13 protein-coding genes are annotated in these 14545 nt (G+C 69.3%); 4 read left to right on the forward strand and 9 right to left on the reverse strand.

Features of this window, described 5'->3' with window-relative positions; translation table 11 throughout:
- A complete protein-coding gene (locus OG205_RS23795) occupies nt 1–2220 on the reverse strand; it encodes an Ig-like domain-containing protein (RefSeq protein ID WP_330270300.1) in 2220 nt (739 codons plus the stop codon).
- A 253-nt stretch (nt 2221–2473) separates the two neighbouring features.
- Between OG205_RS23795 and OG205_RS23800 the strand changes: the two genes are divergently transcribed.
- Entirely contained in the window at nt 2474–3658 is a 1185-nt protein-coding gene (locus OG205_RS23800; protein WP_330270301.1) for a cytochrome P450, read from the forward strand.
- Here the strand turns inward: OG205_RS23800 and OG205_RS23805 are convergent.
- Nucleotides 3636–4046 (reverse strand): anthrone oxygenase family protein, encoded by a 411-nt coding sequence (locus OG205_RS23805; RefSeq protein ID WP_330270302.1) that lies wholly within the window; start codon nt 4044–4046, stop codon nt 3636–3638. The two genes, OG205_RS23800 and OG205_RS23805, sit on opposite strands and share 23 nt — an antisense overlap.
- 82 nt (nt 4047–4128) lie before the next feature.
- On the opposite strand from OG205_RS23805, the gene OG205_RS23810 reads away from it, so the two are divergent.
- Nucleotides 4129–5028 (forward strand): AraC family transcriptional regulator, encoded by a 900-nt coding sequence (locus OG205_RS23810; RefSeq protein WP_330270303.1) that lies wholly within the window; start codon nt 4129–4131, stop codon nt 5026–5028.
- On the opposite strand, the gene OG205_RS23815 is transcribed toward OG205_RS23810, so the two are convergent.
- Entirely contained in the window at nt 5010–5375 is a 366-nt protein-coding gene (locus OG205_RS23815) for a VOC family protein (protein WP_330270304.1), read from the reverse strand. The two genes, OG205_RS23810 and OG205_RS23815, sit on opposite strands and share 19 nt — an antisense overlap.
- 56 nt (nt 5376–5431) lie before the next feature.
- On the opposite strand from OG205_RS23815, the gene OG205_RS23820 reads away from it, so the two are divergent.
- Together OG205_RS23820 and OG205_RS23825 are read left to right on the forward strand one after the other, a co-directional pair.
- A complete protein-coding gene (locus OG205_RS23820; protein ID WP_330270305.1) occupies nt 5432–6016 on the forward strand; it encodes an alpha/beta fold hydrolase in 585 nt (194 codons plus the stop codon).
- Nucleotides 6017–6028: 12 nt separating this feature from the next.
- Complete coding sequence (locus OG205_RS23825; protein WP_330270306.1) at nt 6029–7294, forward strand: MFS transporter; 1266 nt, start codon at nt 6029–6031, stop codon at nt 7292–7294.
- Here the strand turns inward: OG205_RS23825 and OG205_RS23830 are convergent.
- The 6 genes from OG205_RS23830 to OG205_RS23855 form a co-directional block, all read right to left on the reverse strand.
- Complete coding sequence (locus OG205_RS23830) at nt 7257–7655, reverse strand: VOC family protein (protein ID WP_330270307.1); 399 nt, start codon at nt 7653–7655, stop codon at nt 7257–7259. The genes OG205_RS23825 and OG205_RS23830 overlap by 38 nt on opposite strands.
- 173 nt (nt 7656–7828) lie before the next feature.
- Nucleotides 7829–8956: a glutamate 5-kinase gene (gene proB / locus OG205_RS23835; protein WP_330270308.1), complete on the reverse strand. Its 1128-nt coding sequence runs from the start codon at nt 8954–8956 to the stop codon at nt 7829–7831.
- A 4-nt stretch (nt 8957–8960) separates the two neighbouring features.
- Nucleotides 8961–10409, reverse strand: coding sequence for a GTPase ObgE (obgE, locus tag OG205_RS23840; RefSeq protein ID WP_330270309.1), 1449 nt, complete (start codon nt 10407–10409; stop codon nt 8961–8963).
- Between the two features lie 102 nt (nt 10410–10511).
- Complete coding sequence (gene rpmA / locus OG205_RS23845; protein WP_090071165.1) at nt 10512–10769, reverse strand: 50S ribosomal protein L27; 258 nt, start codon at nt 10767–10769, stop codon at nt 10512–10514.
- Between the two features lie 14 nt (nt 10770–10783).
- Nucleotides 10784–11095: a 50S ribosomal protein L21 gene (gene rplU, locus OG205_RS23850; RefSeq protein ID WP_319981676.1), complete on the reverse strand. Its 312-nt coding sequence runs from the start codon at nt 11093–11095 to the stop codon at nt 10784–10786.
- Nucleotides 11096–11337: 242 nt separating this feature from the next.
- On the reverse strand, nt 11338–14337 hold the full coding sequence (locus OG205_RS23855) for a translation initiation factor IF-2 N-terminal domain-containing protein (protein WP_330270310.1): 3000 nt from the start codon (nt 14335–14337) through the stop codon (nt 11338–11340).
- Nucleotides 14338–14545 lie beyond the last annotated feature (208 nt).

Below are 14545 nucleotides of genomic sequence, written 5' to 3' on the forward strand. Positions count from 1 at the left end.
CTAACAGTTGTGGATGGCCGAGGTCGCGGACGACACCACCAGGTCCACGCCGGGCAGCGTGATGTGGGCGCCGTTGACCTTGAGGCCGCCGGGTACCGGGACCTGTTCGTTGATCACGACCTTGCCGCCGGGCAACGAGATCGTGGTGTTGGGTGCCGTTGTCACGGTGACGGGGAGGCCGGCGACCGTCAGCGCACCGATGGTGACGTTGCCGGTCGTGGCGCCGCAGGTGCTGCGGGAGGTTGCCACCACGTCTCGCAGGGCCACCAGGCCTACGCCCAGTTCCGCGACGGACGTGCGGGTGGTCGAGGTGCCGGGGGCCAGGGTCGTGGTCACCGAGGTGCACAGCGCCCAGGCTCCTACCGGGGCTGAGATCGTTGCGGCGCAAGGTGGTGCGGTGGTGGTGGCTTGGGCCGTGCGGACTTCGCCGGTGTCCGGGGTCGGCGCGACGGTGAGGCCCGCTGCCTTGCCGGAGAGGCCGAAGCCTCGGCCTGTCATGTGTCGCAGGGCGAGCGTGGCGGAGGCGGTGCTCGGTTCGTAGAACTGGTCGCCGGTGAACTTTGCTGTCACTGGGACGGTCGCGGCGGCGTTGAGCGGTTGGTCCGGGGAGGCGATCGTGCACTCCGCCAGGCCTGCGGCGTCGGTGGTGTCCACACAGGACTGGGTGCCGCCCAGGGTGAGCTGGATGCTGCGTCCGGAGACGGGAGTGGCGTCGTCTTCGGTCAGCTTGGCTGCCAGGCGGGCTGGTTCGGCGTTGGCCACCTTGGTGTCGCCTAGGTAGGTCAGGCTGGTTTCTTCTTTGGTCACCGCGAAATCTGTGGTGGCACCGGAAGGGAGGAGGGCCTTGCTGCCGGTGAACGTCGCGGTCAGCTGGTAGGTGCCTGCCGGTTCGCCGGGCGTGAGGGAGCAGACGGCCACGCCGTCGGCGTTCGTGGTGCCTGTGCAGGTTTCGGTGTTGTTCAGCTTGAACACCACGGGCTGGGACGTGACCGGGGTGCCGGAACCGGTCAGGGTGAGGCGGGCGGACACCGTTGCGGGGTCGTGGAAGTCGCCGGTCAGGGCGCCGGTGTAGGTGAGTGTGGTCGGTTTGCGGGTGACCGCGAACTGGACCTCGGTGCTCGACGGCTGGTGGGTCACGTCGCCGCCGTAGCCGATCGCCAGCGGGTAGTTGCCCGCGGATTCGGCCGGGGTGATCGAGCAGGTCGCGACGCCGTCGGGGTTGGTGGTGCCGACGCAGGTTTCGTCGGCGTTGAGCCGGAACACCAACTGGGCCCCTGGCACCGGGCCGGTCGCGGTGGTGAGGCGGGCGGAGAGGGTCACCGGGTCGCCGGTGAAGCCGGACGTGGGGCCGGTGTAGGTGATCGCGGTGGATTCGACCAGGTAGCTGATGGTCACGGACGGCTCGGCGGCGGTTTCCGCCGCGGAGAAGTTCGAGACGCCGGCGCCTGCCCGTGCGGAGCCGTGGCCGCCGTCGCCGCCGTCCACGGCGACGGCCAGCGGGGTCGGCGCCTGGGAGCCGGACGCGCCGCCTCCGCCGCCGTACCAGCCACCGCCGCCTCCTCCCCCGCCGCCACCGCCCGCGGTCGCGGGGTTGCCTGGCGCGCCTACGCCGGCGAGACCGAAGATGCCCGGGAAGCCGGGGAATCCGCCTGGGCCGGGGATGCCGGGCGGGCCGCCGTTGTTGTCGCCGCCGTTGCCCCCGTCGTTGCCGGAAAGGCAGCCGATCGCGAAGCAGCGCCCGCCGCCGCCTCCGCCGCCCGGGGCCACGACGACCTTGTCGCACGACTGTCCTGAGCAGATCCGCACGTCGCTCGCGCCGCCACCCGCGCCGCCCGCGAACGGGGTGCCGAAACCGCCGGACGCACCGCCGCCGTAGCCGGGGTCGCCGCCGGTCGCGCCGTTGCCGTCGCCGCCGTTCTGGCCCACGCCGACCACCAGTTGCGTCACGCCCGTGGGGACGGCCAGGTCCGCCTCGGCCCGGTGGCCAGGTCTGCCGCTCGGGCGCGAGTCGTCGCCGCCGTCCGCACCCTGGCCGCCGCGTCCACCGATGGCGACGACGTGGAGCTTCTTGACGCCCGCGGGGATCGTGTAGGTCTGTTCGCCGCCGGTGGGATTGAACGTCTTCGAGACGAAGTGGTCGGCGAGTGCCGACGGAGCTAACACGACGCTCGCGCCTACAAGGCCGACGGTGAGTGCCATCGCGAGCCTGGCTCGGGACATCAAGGATGCCTTCCGTGCAGAGAGTCCCCCGACCCGGCGAAAGGATCTCGCAAAGTAGTTCGGGATGACACGACCTTCACCCGAAAGCGAATCGATGTGAGCCGCTTGGCCGTCAGGGCAGGAACCGCGGCACGGCGTCGCGGAAGTCGGCGGGCCGCGTGCTGTGGATCCGGTGGCCCGCGTCGATCGTGGCAGTGAAACCCGTGCTGCCGTTGCGAACCGTCCCCCGGTGCGGTGTGGCACTGTCAGCGCCATGATTCCGGACGTCGTGCGGTACCGGCAGGCCGATCTCCTTTCCGGTCTGCACCGGCGGTTCGGACCGGTCGTGCGGGTGGGGCCGTACACCTACCTGCTCGGGCCGGAGGCGAACCAGTTCGTGTTCGGCAACTCCGAGCTGTTCGAGGTGGAGCAGGCGTTCCAGTCGCTGGTGCCGGTGGACGGGCCCACGTCGTTGATCGTGAGCGACGGCGAGGACCACAAGCGGCGGCGCCGGTTCGTGCAGCCCGCGTTGGCGCATCGGCAGATCGCGAGCTACGTGCCGGTCATGCGGGCCAACGCGGAGGCGACGATCGACGCGTGGCGGCCGGGCGAGACCGTCGACGCCTACCAGGAGTGCCGCAGGGCGATCCGGCGCAGCACGATCCACGCGCTGTTCGGCGAGGAGCTGGCGCAGGATTCGGACTTCTTCGGCGCGCACCTGCAGGTGCTGATCAACCTGATCGACCGCAACCCGGCGGTCGTCAAGGTGCTGAGAACGATGAAGGCCCCGGCCTGGCGCAACGCGATGAGAGCGCGCCGAGCCGTTGACGCGCGGGTGTACAAGGCGATCGAGGAGACGCGTCAGGGCAAAACGGCCGGTGACGTGCTCACCTCTCTCGTGCAGGGCGACGGGCTTAGCGACCTGGAGGTGCGCGACCAGATCGTCACGCTGATCGCGGCCGGGTACGAGACGACCAGTGGCGCGATGGCGTGGGCGGTGTTCAACCTGTTGCGGCACAACGGGGTCTGGGAGCGAGCACAGCAGGACGACGACTATCTGGCCAACGTCGTCAACGAGACACTCAGGCTGTACCCGCCGGCAGTCGTCTCGGCGCGGGTCGCCGCGCAGTCGTTCGAGTTCGCCGGGAAGAAGATCAAGCAGGGCACGTTCCTGCTGTACAGCCCATACGTCACGCACCGGCTGGCCGAGGTGTTCCCGGACCCGCTGAAGTTCGACCCGGACCGCTGGGAGACCAAGCCTGCGCCGCACGAGTTCCTGCCGTTCGGCGGCGGCCCGCACCGCTGCGTCGGTGCCGGGCTCGCCACGACCGAACTGACCGTGATGCTGAAAGCTTTGCTGCAACGGCCGAAACCCGAACTGCTCCCCCAGCGCCTCACGCCGACCGGCCTCGCCGCGATGCGCCCCAAGAACGGCCTCAGAATCCGAGTAGCAGGATGACCATCGAGGCGAGGCAGGCCAACGCGCGCAGGTGGTTCCAGATCGTCCACGTGCGCAGGTACTCGGGCCAGTAGGCGTCGTCGGTCCGTTCGAGACGGTTGTTCATCGGCACGTTGACGAGCATCGTGAGCAGGAACGACCCGACGATGTAGGCCAGGCCGCCGACGATCCGCCCCTGGAAGACCTCGATGCCGCACAGGACGGCGGTGCCGAGGAACACCAGCAGGAACACCGGGCTCTGGATGCGCGCGTTGATCCGGCGCATCGCCTCGCGGGCCCGCTCGGCGGGCAGGTCGGCGAGACCAGGCATGACGGCGACGGAGAAGGCGAAGAACACTCCGGCCATCAGACCGGTAGCAGCGGCTGCGATCAGCGTGATTGTCCCCATGCCACTCACTCTGACCTGCGGGCGCCGGACTCTCAATGACAATTCATCGCGCGAGCTTGCTCGTTCGTCCAGAATCAACGCCATGACGGACGCGCTGGGCGAGGCACTGCACCTGTTGAGGATGTCCGGCACCTTCTACTGCCGCAACGAACTCACCGAGCCGTGGGGCCTGACGATGCCTGACATGGCGGACTGCCTGTGGTTCCACGTCCTCACCAGCGGCCAATGCGACGTCGAGGTCGACGGCCAGGTCACCTCGCTCGAACCCGGCGACGTGCTGCTCGTCCCCGGCGGTCAGGGCCACCGGCTCTTCCACGGCGACGCGGAGTCGCCGATCGTCACGACGTTGCCGCACGAGTTCGAGACCGACAACTACGCGATCCTGCGACACGGCGGCGATGGTGCCATGACGCACCTCGTGTGTGGCGCGGTCCGCTTCGACCATCCTGCCGCGAAGCACCTCATCAACGTATTGCCGAACGTGCTGTACGTGCGGCGCGCCGACGACATGCGCGCCACGATCGACCTCATGGCCGCCGAGGCTCAAGCCGTGCGGCCCGGCGGCGAAGCGGTCATCACCAGGCTCGCGGACGTGCTGGTGATCCAGACGATCCGCTCGTGGCTCGCCAACGACCCGGCCGCGCGCACCGGCTGGCTCGGCGCGTTGCAGGACCAGCAGATCGGGCAGGCGCTCGCGCTGATCCACCGCGATCCCGCCCAGCCGTGGACCGTCGAACGCCTCGCGCACCAGACCGCCATGTCCCGGTCGGCGTTCGCGGCGCGGTTCACCGAACTCGTCGGCGAACCGGCCATGCGCTACGTCACGCGGTGGCGCATGCACGTGGCGATGAACAGGCTGAAAGACCGCGACAGCACGGTCAGCGAGATCGCCCGCGGCCTCGGCTACGAGTCGGAGGCCGCGTTCAGCCGGGCGTTCAAACGGATCGTCGGGGTGTCGCCCGGTCAGGCGCGGGCGGGCTGAAACAGGTCCCAGCGGTTGCCGTAGAGGTCCTCGAACACGGCCACGCGACCATAGACCTCGTCACGCGGCTCCTCGCGGAAGTGCACGCCAAAAGCGACCATGCGGGCGTGGTCACGGTCGAAGTCGTCGGTGTTCAGGAAGAACCCGACGCGGCCACCGGTCTGGTCGCCCACTCGTGCCTGCTGCAGACCTGTGTCAGCCTGTGCCAGCAGCAGCGACGCCCCCTCGCCCGCCGACACCACGACCCAGCGCTTGGCGCCCTGCGGAGTGTCCTCGACCAGCGTGAACCCGAGTCCCTCCACGTAGAAGCGGATCGCCTCGTCGTAGTCGCGGACCACCAACGTCACCAAACCAATAGATCGCACAGCGATGAGTATCGCCTCCCGGGAAGGTCTACACGCGCATGGCTGACTCACTCGTACTTCTGCACCCCGGCGGCGCGGACCCTTCAGCGTTCGGGCCGCAGTTCGACGCTCTCGCCGACTTCGCCCTGCACGCGCCCCATCGCGTCGATCAGGCCACTCAGGACCACACCGAGATGGCTCGGGAGACGATCGAGTTCCTGGAACGGACCGGACCTGCCCACCTGCTCGGCTGCAGCGACGGCGCCACGATCGCGCTGCTCACGGCCGTGCTAAGACCTGATCTCGTGCAACGGCTTGTGGTCGTGTGCGGCGTCTACCACCACGACGGCTGGGACCCGGCCACGGAACTCACGCCGATGCACCGCCGTTCGCCGGCTCTGACCGAAACAGATCTCGGGAAACTCCCGAACCGGACGCTGATCATGATCGGCGACGACGACGAGGTGACGCTGGAGCACGCCACGGCCATGTACCGGGCGTTGCCGAATGCCGAGCTGGCAGTCGTTCCAGGCACGTCACACGGCCTGCTGCACGAGAAACCCGCGCTGTGCAACGCGATGATCGTTGACTTCCTGACCAATGAACCGGTTGAGACGTACGCGCCAATTCGTCGCCTTGTGTGATTGGGTGCCTCTATGGCGGTTACTTCGGAGACGCATCGACTGCCCGTACGCACGCTTGTCGCGTCAAGCGCCGGCAACGCAGTGGAGTGGTTCGATTGGGGGATCTACACAGCGTTCAGCATCTACTTCGCGACGCAGATCTTCCCCTCCGGCAACGAGACCGCCGCGCTGCTGAGTACGTTCGCCACGTTCGCGCTCGCCTTCTTCTTCCGACCCCTCGGCGGCTATCTGCTCGGCCGGTTCGCGGACCTGAAGGGCCGCCGCACCGCGATGATCTTCACCATCGTGCTGATGTCCGGCGGCTCGGTCGCGATCGGACTGCTGCCGACGTTCGAGCAGGTCGGCTGGCTCTCCCCGGCGCTGCTGGTGCTCGCGCGCATCGCGCAGGGCATGGCGCTGGGCGGCGAGGTGTCCAACGCGTCGGCGTACCTAGCGGAGATCGCGCCCGCAACACACCGCGGCCGCTACTCGTCGTTCTTCTACATCTCGACGGGCGCGGCGGTGCTGATCGCGTCGCTGCTCGGGTTCTTCCTGTCGCGCAACCTCGACAAGGCCGCGATGGCCTCCTACGGGTGGCGTGTGCCGTTCCTGATCGGCGGCGTGCTCGGCCTGATCGGACTGTGGCTGCGGCGGGAACTCAAGGAGACCGACCAGTTCGAGGAGAACAAGGCCAAGGCCGAGAGCCTGCGCAACCCGTTGATGATGACCCTCAAGGAGCATCCCAAGGCCGTCGGGCAGCTCATCGGCATCACGCTGCTCTCGACGCTGAGCTTCTACACGTTCTTCAGCGCGCTGACGCCGTTCGCGGTGAAGACCAAGGGCGTCAACGACATCGACGTGTTCCTGGCGCTGTCGATCGGCACGGTCGTGTTCATCGCGTTGCAGTACCCGATGGGGTGGATGGCCGACCGCTACGGCCGCAAACCGCAGATGCTCGTGTGGTCGGCGGCGATGGCGTTGCTGGTGGTGCCGCTGTCGAGCCTGGTCAAACCCGGCCTGACGAACCTCGTGATCGTGTTCGCCGTGGGGCTCGGGCTCTACACGGCGATCACGTCGATCGCACCCGCGATCATGAGCGAGCTGTTCCCGACCGAACTGCGCGGGCTCGGCATCGGCGCTTGGTACAACCTGACCGTCGCGGTGTTCGGCGGCACCGCCCCGCTGGTCATCCAGGCCGTGGGCGGCACCGTCTTCTTCTGGTACGTCGCGGTCAGCGCGGTGATCACGTTCCTCGTCGTCCTCACGCTTCCGGAGACAAAGGGTGTTCGGTTGAGCTGAGGCAGAACTCGTTGCCTTCGGGATCGGTCAGCACGAACCAGACGCCGTCGCGGCTCACCACCGAGGCACCGACTTCGACGAGCCGCGCCACCTCGGCCTCGACGTCGTCGCACCACAGGTCGACGTGCACCCGGTTCTTCACCGTCTTCGGCTCCGGCACGCGGGTGAAGAAGAACCGCGGTGACCCGTCGAGCAGCACCGACGGGTCGTCCTCGGGGTCGTCGATCCCGATGGCGCTCAGCCGCGCCAGCTCGGCCTCGTCGTACGGGGCGATCTCGTGGTCGTCGAGCGCCTGCGCCCAGAACCGGGCGAGCGACGCGGGATGAGCGCAGTCGATGACGACATCGTGCATCCGTGCCATGCACCGACATTAGGGCCTGTATCGGAGTCTGGTTCGATGAGAGTCGCGCTTGAGGTGGTTTCTGGTGGTGCGGCCGGACGGCCCGCATACCGGTGTTGTATGTGGGCCGTCCGGCCGTGCCGCCAGGGGCCGCCTCGGGCCCGGCTATCGCGGACCAGACTCCGATACAGGCCCTAACGATGCAGTGGCACCAAGTCGTCCGCGTGCACGACTTCGCGGCGCTGCTCCTCCGGCAGGTCGTGGGTCTTGCGGCCTATCAACGACGGCAACTCCGCCGCGTCGTAACCGACCACGCCGCGGGCCACGACCTCGCCGGCCAGGCTGACCAGCTCCACGACGTCGCCTGCCTCGAAGTCGCCTTCCACACCGGTGATTCCGGCGGCCAGCAGCGAACGACGCCTGCCCACGACCGCGGCGACCGCGCCGTCGTCGAGGTGCAGGCGGCCGTTGGCGTCGGTGGCGTAGCCGAGCCAGAAGCGGCGGGCGGTGAGCCGCGAACCCGTGGCGGCGAACGCGGTGCCGACGTCGGCGGTGGTCAGCGCACGACCGGCCTCGGCGGAACCGGTCAGCAGCACCGGGATGCCCGCCGACGAGGCGAGGCGGGCTGCGGCGAGTTTGGAGGCCATGCCGCCGGTGCCGAGGCCGGACGCACCGACGGTTCCGGCCTGCACACCGTCCACATCGGACGCTGACGCGACCTCGGAGATGCGGACGGCCCCCGGCTTGCGCGGGTCGCCCGAGTAGAGAGCGTCCACGTCCGACAGCAGGAACAACGCGTCTGCGCCGACGAGGTGCGCTACCAGGGCCGCGAGACGGTCGTTGTCGCCGAAGCGGATCTCTTCGGTGGCAACGGTGTCGTTCTCGTTCACGACCGGGACCGCGCCGAGAGCCAGCAGACGCGAGAACGTGCGCTGGGCGTTGCGGTAATGGGCGCGGCGCACCACGTCGTCGGCGGTCAGCAGAACCTGGCCGACCGTCAACGAGTAGCGGCCGAACGAGTTCGCGTAGGCGTGCGCGAGAGTCAGCTGCCCGACGCTCGCGGCGGCCTGCTGGGTGGCGAGGTCGCGCGGGCGGCGGGACAGCTTCAACGGCGCGAGACCAGCGGCGATCGCACCGGAGGACACGAGCACGACCTGGCTGCCTGCCGCGGCACGAGCGGCGAGGGCGTCGACCAGCGCGTCCAAGCGCGCCGGGTCGAGGCCACCTTCCGCCGTGGTCAAAGAAGAAGAACCGACCTTGACCACGATGCGGTTCGCCGAAGCCACCGCGTTTCGAGCTTGTGAGACCACGGGGGCCGTCACTGTGTTACTCCTCGCTGAGATCACCGTAATCACCGGGCGCGCGGCGGGCCTTCTTCAGGGCCTTGCGCTCGTGGGCGCCGATGCGGTCGTTGTTCTCGAAACGGATGTCCGTGCCACGCCCGGACATCGTCATCGCGATGCCGGCCGGGGTGCTCGGTTCCCAGTCGAAGATCAGGTCGCCGATGGTGACCTGGCAGCCGGGGACCGCGCCCATCTTCACGAGCTTTTCCTCGACACCCAGCCTGTTGAGGCGGTCCGCGAGGTAACCGACGGCTTCGTCGTTGGAGAAGTCGGTCTGGCGGATCCAGCGCTCGGGGCGTTCGCCCTTGACGATGAAGCCACCCTCGACCGAGGGGTCCTCGATCACGGTGAAGCCCTGGTCGTCGACGGCGGTCGGCCGCAGGACGATTCGGGTCGATTCCTTCTTCGGCTGGGCGGCGCGGTACTCGCGCACGACCTCGGCCAGCTTGAACGTCAGCTCGCGCAGGCCCTGGCGGGTCACGGCCGACACCTCGAAGACCGGCAGGCCGCGGGCCTCGATCTCGGGACGGACGATGTCGGCGAGGTCCTGGGCGTCCGGGATGTCGACCTTGTTGAGGATGACCACGCGCGGGCGGTCCTCGAAGTTGCCGCCGAGCGACGGGGTGTACTCCGCGAGTTCCTTCTCCAGCGCGTCGATGTCCGCGATCGGGTCGCGGCCCGGCTCGTACGTCGCGCAGTCGACGACGTGCGCGAGAACGGCGGTGCGCTCGATGTGGCGCAGGAAGTCGAGGCCGAGGCCCTTGCCCTGCGACGCACCGGGGATCAGGCCGGGGACGTCCGCCATCGTGAAGATGGTCTCGCCCGCGGTGATCACGCCGAGGTTCGGGACCAGCGTCGTGAACGGGTAGTCGGCGATCTTCGGCTTGGCCGCGGACAGCACCGAGATCAGCGACGACTTGCCGGCCGACGGGAAGCCGAGCAGGCCGACGTCCGCGACGGACTTGAGTTCCAGCACCAGGTCGCGCGTCTCGCCCGGCTCACCGAGCAGCGCGAAACCGGGGGCCTTGCGGGCCCTGGACGCGAGCGAGGCGTTGCCGAGGCCACCACGGCCACCACCGGCGGCGATGAGCTGCGTGCCCTCGCCGACGAGGTCCGCGACGACGTCGCCTGCCTCGGTCAGCACGACGGTGCCGTCCGGGACGCGCAGGATCAGGTCTTCACCGTTCGCGCCGTCGCGGTTCGCACCGGCGCCGGACTTGCCGCTGGTGGCGGAGGCGTGCGGGTGGAAGTGGAAGTCCAGCAGGGTGTGCACCTGCGAGTCGACGACGAGGACGACGTTGCCGCCGCGACCCCCGTTGCCACCGTCAGGGCCGCCGAGGGGCTTGAACTTCTCGCGGTGCACTGAAGCACAACCGTTGCCCCCGTTGCCGGCGGCAGCGTGGATCACCACCCGGTCTACGAAGCGGGCCACGGAAATACTTCCTCTCAAAAGACTTGGACAAACAACGAGGGGCGGGGCCGGATGACCGGGCCCGCCCCTCGCAGAGGTCTAACTACGTTGCGGAAACGGTCCTCAGACCGCGACCGGAACGATGTTGACGGTCTTGCGACCGCGCTTCGAACCGAACTCCACCGCACCGGGCAGCAGGGCGAACAACGTGTCGTCCTTGCCGATGCCGACGCCGACGCCGGGGTGGAACTTGGTGCCGCGCTGGCGGATCAGGATCTCGCCGGCCTTGACGACCTGACCGCCGTACCGCTTCACGCCCAGGTACTGAGCGTTGGAGTCACGGCCGTTGCGGGAACTGGACGCACCCTTTTTGTGTGCCATGAGAAGTCAGGTCCTCACTTACCGGTGATGCCGGTGACCTCGACGCGGGTCAGCTTCTGCCTGTGACCCTGTCGCTTGTGGTAGCCGGTCTTGTTCTTGAACTTGTGGATGCGAATCTTCGGGCCCTTGGTGTGCTCGACCAGCTTGCCGGTAACCGAGAACTTCTCCAGGGACGCCGCGTCTGCGGTGACGTCGGTGCCGTCGACCACGAGCAGCGCCTGGAGGGAGATTTCGGTGCCCGGCTCGCCCTCGAGCTTCTCGACCTCGACGATGTCGCCGACAGCGACCTTGTACTGCTTGCCGCCGGTCTTGACGATCGCGTACATCAGGACGGAAGTCTCCTGCTACTCGATGGTGACGGGCCATGCGCCAACCCGTCTGCGAAGGAAAACAGCAGAGGGGGCACACGACAGGACCCGTCGGATGGCGGGCCGTCCACAAGGTTACGGGAGTGGGTACTGCCGGAGCAAACTGGGGTGCCCTGATCACGTTCCCGCAGGCTGTGCGGTCCCTCACAAGCGAAAACCGGGGCCGCCCGCAGGCGACCCCGGTTCTCACTTCATTCGCGTCAGTCCTCCTGGACCGGCGGTCCCGCGGGCCGCGACACGGCGCGGCGCCTGCGGGTGGTGGTGACCACCGGTGCGGGCATCTGGACCTCGGGCTGCTTGGGCACCTCGACGACGATCGGCGCGGGCGCCTCCGCGGCGGGGGCACCGGCGGCGCGCTTGGCGGCACGACGCCGCGGACGTGCCGCGGGGGGCTCCGCAGCGGCCACCGGGGCCGCGGCGACGGGCTCGGGCGCGGAGACCGGCTGCGGGGCGGCCACGGGCTCCAGCTCGGGCTCGGCCACCTGCACGGGCCTCTGCGAACCGATGCGTCCCGTCACGAGCGGCCTCGCGACCTCGACCGGCGCCTCTTCGGCGATCGGTTCGACGAGCTCCTCGGCCGTCTCCTCGATCACCTCGGGCTCGGCGTCGGTGACGACGGGCTCGAGTTCGACGGGAGCCGGGTCCTCCGCGACCTCGTGCGGCACGTGACCGTTGAGCGCCTGCTCGTCGACCGCGACCGCGTCGACCACGGCCTGCGGCTCCTTGTCGCGGCCACGGCGACGACGGCGACGACGGCCGTGGGCCTCGTGCTCCTGGTCGGCCGCGACCACGTCCTCGGAGGTGTCCTCGGGCTCGCCGGGTTCGACGATCTCGGGCTCGACCGGGGCCTCGGGCGCCTCGACGGACGCCTCGACGACCTCGGTGGTCTCGGCCGCCTGCTCGCCGCCACCCTTGTTGCGGCGCGACTTGCGGCCACCGCTCTGCTGCTGCGGCTGCGGCTGCTGCGGCTGGCCGCCACCGTTGCCACCGCCGTGCGAGTGCACGGGCTCGGTGGACACGACGACGCCACGGCCGCGGCAGTGCTCACAGGTCTGGCTGAACGCCTCGAGCAGGCCGGTACCGACCCGCTTGCGCGTCATCTGCACGAGACCCAGCGAGGTGACCTCGGCGACCTGGTGACGCGTGCGGTCGCGGCCGAGGCACTCGGTCAGGCGGCGCAGCACCAGGTCGCGGTTCGACTCCAGGACCATGTCGATGAAGTCGATGACGATGATGCCGCCGATGTCGCGCAGCCGGAGCTGGCGGACGATCTCCTCCGCCGACTCCAGGTTGTTGCGCGTGACGGTCTCTTCGAGGTTGCCGCCGGAACCGGTGAACTTGCCGGTGTTGACGTCGATGACCGTCATCGCCTCGGTGCGGTCGATGATCAGGTAGCCACCCGAGGGCAGCCAGACCTTGCGGTCGAGCGCCTTCATCAGCTGCTCGTCGATGCGGTACTCGACGAACGCGTCGTTGTTGCCGACGTGCTTCTTCAGGCGGTCCTGCAGGTCCGGCGCCACGTGGCGGACGTACGAGTCGATGACCTCCCACGCCTCGTCGCCTTGGACGACGAGCTGGGCGAAGTCCTCGGTGAACAGGTCGCGGACGACCTTCACCAGCAGGTCCGGCTCTTCGTACAGAAGCGTCGGCGCCTTGGTGGAGGTGCTGGCGGACTTCTCCTTGATGACCTTCCACTGAGCCTGCAGACGCGTGACGTCGCGGCCCAGCTCCTCCTCGACGATGCCTTCGGACGCGGTGCGGATGATCACACCGGCATCCTCGGGGACGACGCGCTTGAGGATGTCCTTGAGGCGCTTGCGCTCGTTGTCCGGCAGCTTGCGGCTGATGCCGGTGGCACCGCCGCCCGGCACGTAGACGAGGAAGCGGCCGGGGAGGCTGATCTGCGTGGTGAGGCGGGCGCCCTTGTGGCCGACCGGGTCCTTGGTGACCTGGACGAGCACGCTGTCGCCACTGGAGAGCGCCTGCTCGATCTTGCGGGACTTGCCCTCGAGACCGGCGGCGTCCCAGTCGACCTCACCGGCGTAGAGCACGGCGTTGCGGCCGCGGCCGATGTCGATGAACGCGGCTTCCATGCTCGGCAGCACGTTCTGCACGCGGCCGAGGTAGACGTTGCCCACGATCGAGCCGGAGCCCGACGACGTGACGAAGTGCTCGACCAGCACGCCGTCTTCCAGCACGCCGATCTGGGTGCGGTCGCCGCGCTCGCGGACGACCATCGTGCGGGCCACGGCCTCGCGGCGGGCCAGGAACTCGGCCTCGGTCAGCACCGGGGCGCGGCGGCGGCCGGCCTCGCGACCGTCACGACGGCGCTGGCGCTTGGCCTCCAGGCGCGTCGAGCCGCGGATGCTGCGCACCTCGCTCTGCGCGGCCTCGGAGTCGGCCTTGTCGTCGCGCGCGTCCCGCGTCTCGCGGACGTGCACGACCGTGTTCGGCGGGTCGTCCTCGGACGTGACCTCGTCCTCCGCGCCGGTCTTGCGGCGACGGCGACGACGGCGGCGACGGGTCGAGCTCTCGTCACCCTCGTCCTCGGCCTCGGCGGCGTCGTCGCTCTCGGCGGGCTCGGAGGCGTCCTCGGCCGCAGCCTCGTCACCCTCCTCGCCGCCCTCGGCGTCCGTGCCCTTGCCGCGGCCTCGGCCACGGCGGCCACGGCGGCGCCGGCGACGGCTGTCCGCCTCGTCGTCACCGTCCGCCTCGGCGTCGGTCTCGGCGGCTTCGGCTGCCTCGAGCTCGTCCGCGGCGATCTCGCCGACGGACTTCTCCTCGGCGACCGGCTCCTCCTCGACGACGAACGGCGAGGGCGGGGCCTTCGGCCGTTCGATCGGCTGGGGAGGCAGGAACACCGCGCTCGGCGCGGCGAAGATCGGCGCGAGCGCCGGTGCCTCGAACGCCGGGATCGCGGGCGCCTCGTAGTCCTCGGTGACCTCACCGGTGACCACGTCGTCCCAGTCGACGAGCGTTTCGGCGACCTTCAGCGCGACGTCGCGGCTGACGCTCGACTGCGCGCTCTTGGGGACCTCACCGAGGTCCGCCAGCGCCGTCATCACGTCCTTGCTGCTGACGTCCAGCAGTTTCGCCAGAGCATGGACCCGCAACTTGTCCGGCAGGTCCGCCAGTTCAGGGCGTGCGGCAACCACGCCCTGCCCGCCGGTGACACCGGCAGGCTTGTCCTTGTTCGACATGCAGCTCCTCCACCCCCGGGCGCGTCCCGTGAGGACGCGGCCGCGCAGGGGCCTCTCTTGTCTCTCTCCACCGCTGCTCGCGGCGGGAATCCTTGCCATGCGCGCAGTGGCGTGGCGCCTCACTGGGCGAACGCTTGCGCAGGTCCCACGACGACGCCGCTGTCAGCGCCGCTCCTCCTGTTTGCGCGTCACGGTTGACGTTCCCAGC

The organism is Lentzea sp. NBC_00516 (genome assembly GCF_036346835.1).
Classification (GTDB): domain Bacteria; phylum Actinomycetota; class Actinomycetes; order Mycobacteriales; family Pseudonocardiaceae; genus Lentzea; species Lentzea sokolovensis.

Excerpts from the sequence above, each read along its gene's own strand:
- OG205_RS23795 (WP_330270300.1), bottom strand. The coding sequence starts at position 2,220 with ATGTCCCGAGCCAGGCTCGCGATGGCACTCACCGTCGGCCTTGTAGGC.
- OG205_RS23800 (WP_330270301.1), top strand. The coding sequence starts at position 2,474 with ATGATTCCGGACGTCGTGCGGTACCGGCAGGCCGATCTCCTTTCCGGT.
- OG205_RS23805 (WP_330270302.1), bottom strand. The coding sequence starts at position 4,046 with ATGGGGACAATCACGCTGATCGCAGCCGCTGCTACCGGTCTGATGGCC.
- OG205_RS23810 (WP_330270303.1), top strand. The coding sequence starts at position 4,129 with ATGACGGACGCGCTGGGCGAGGCACTGCACCTGTTGAGGATGTCCGGC.
- OG205_RS23820 (WP_330270305.1), top strand. The coding sequence starts at position 5,432 with ATGGCTGACTCACTCGTACTTCTGCACCCCGGCGGCGCGGACCCTTCA.
- OG205_RS23825 (WP_330270306.1), top strand. The coding sequence starts at position 6,029 with ATGGCGGTTACTTCGGAGACGCATCGACTGCCCGTACGCACGCTTGTC.
- OG205_RS23830 (WP_330270307.1), bottom strand. The coding sequence starts at position 7,655 with ATGGCACGGATGCACGATGTCGTCATCGACTGCGCTCATCCCGCGTCG.
- rpmA (WP_090071165.1), bottom strand. The coding sequence starts at position 10,769 with ATGGCACACAAAAAGGGTGCGTCCAGTTCCCGCAACGGCCGTGACTCC.
- rplU (WP_319981676.1), bottom strand. The coding sequence starts at position 11,095 with ATGTACGCGATCGTCAAGACCGGCGGCAAGCAGTACAAGGTCGCTGTC.
- OG205_RS23855 (WP_330270310.1), bottom strand. The coding sequence starts at position 14,337 with ATGTCGAACAAGGACAAGCCTGCCGGTGTCACCGGCGGGCAGGGCGTG.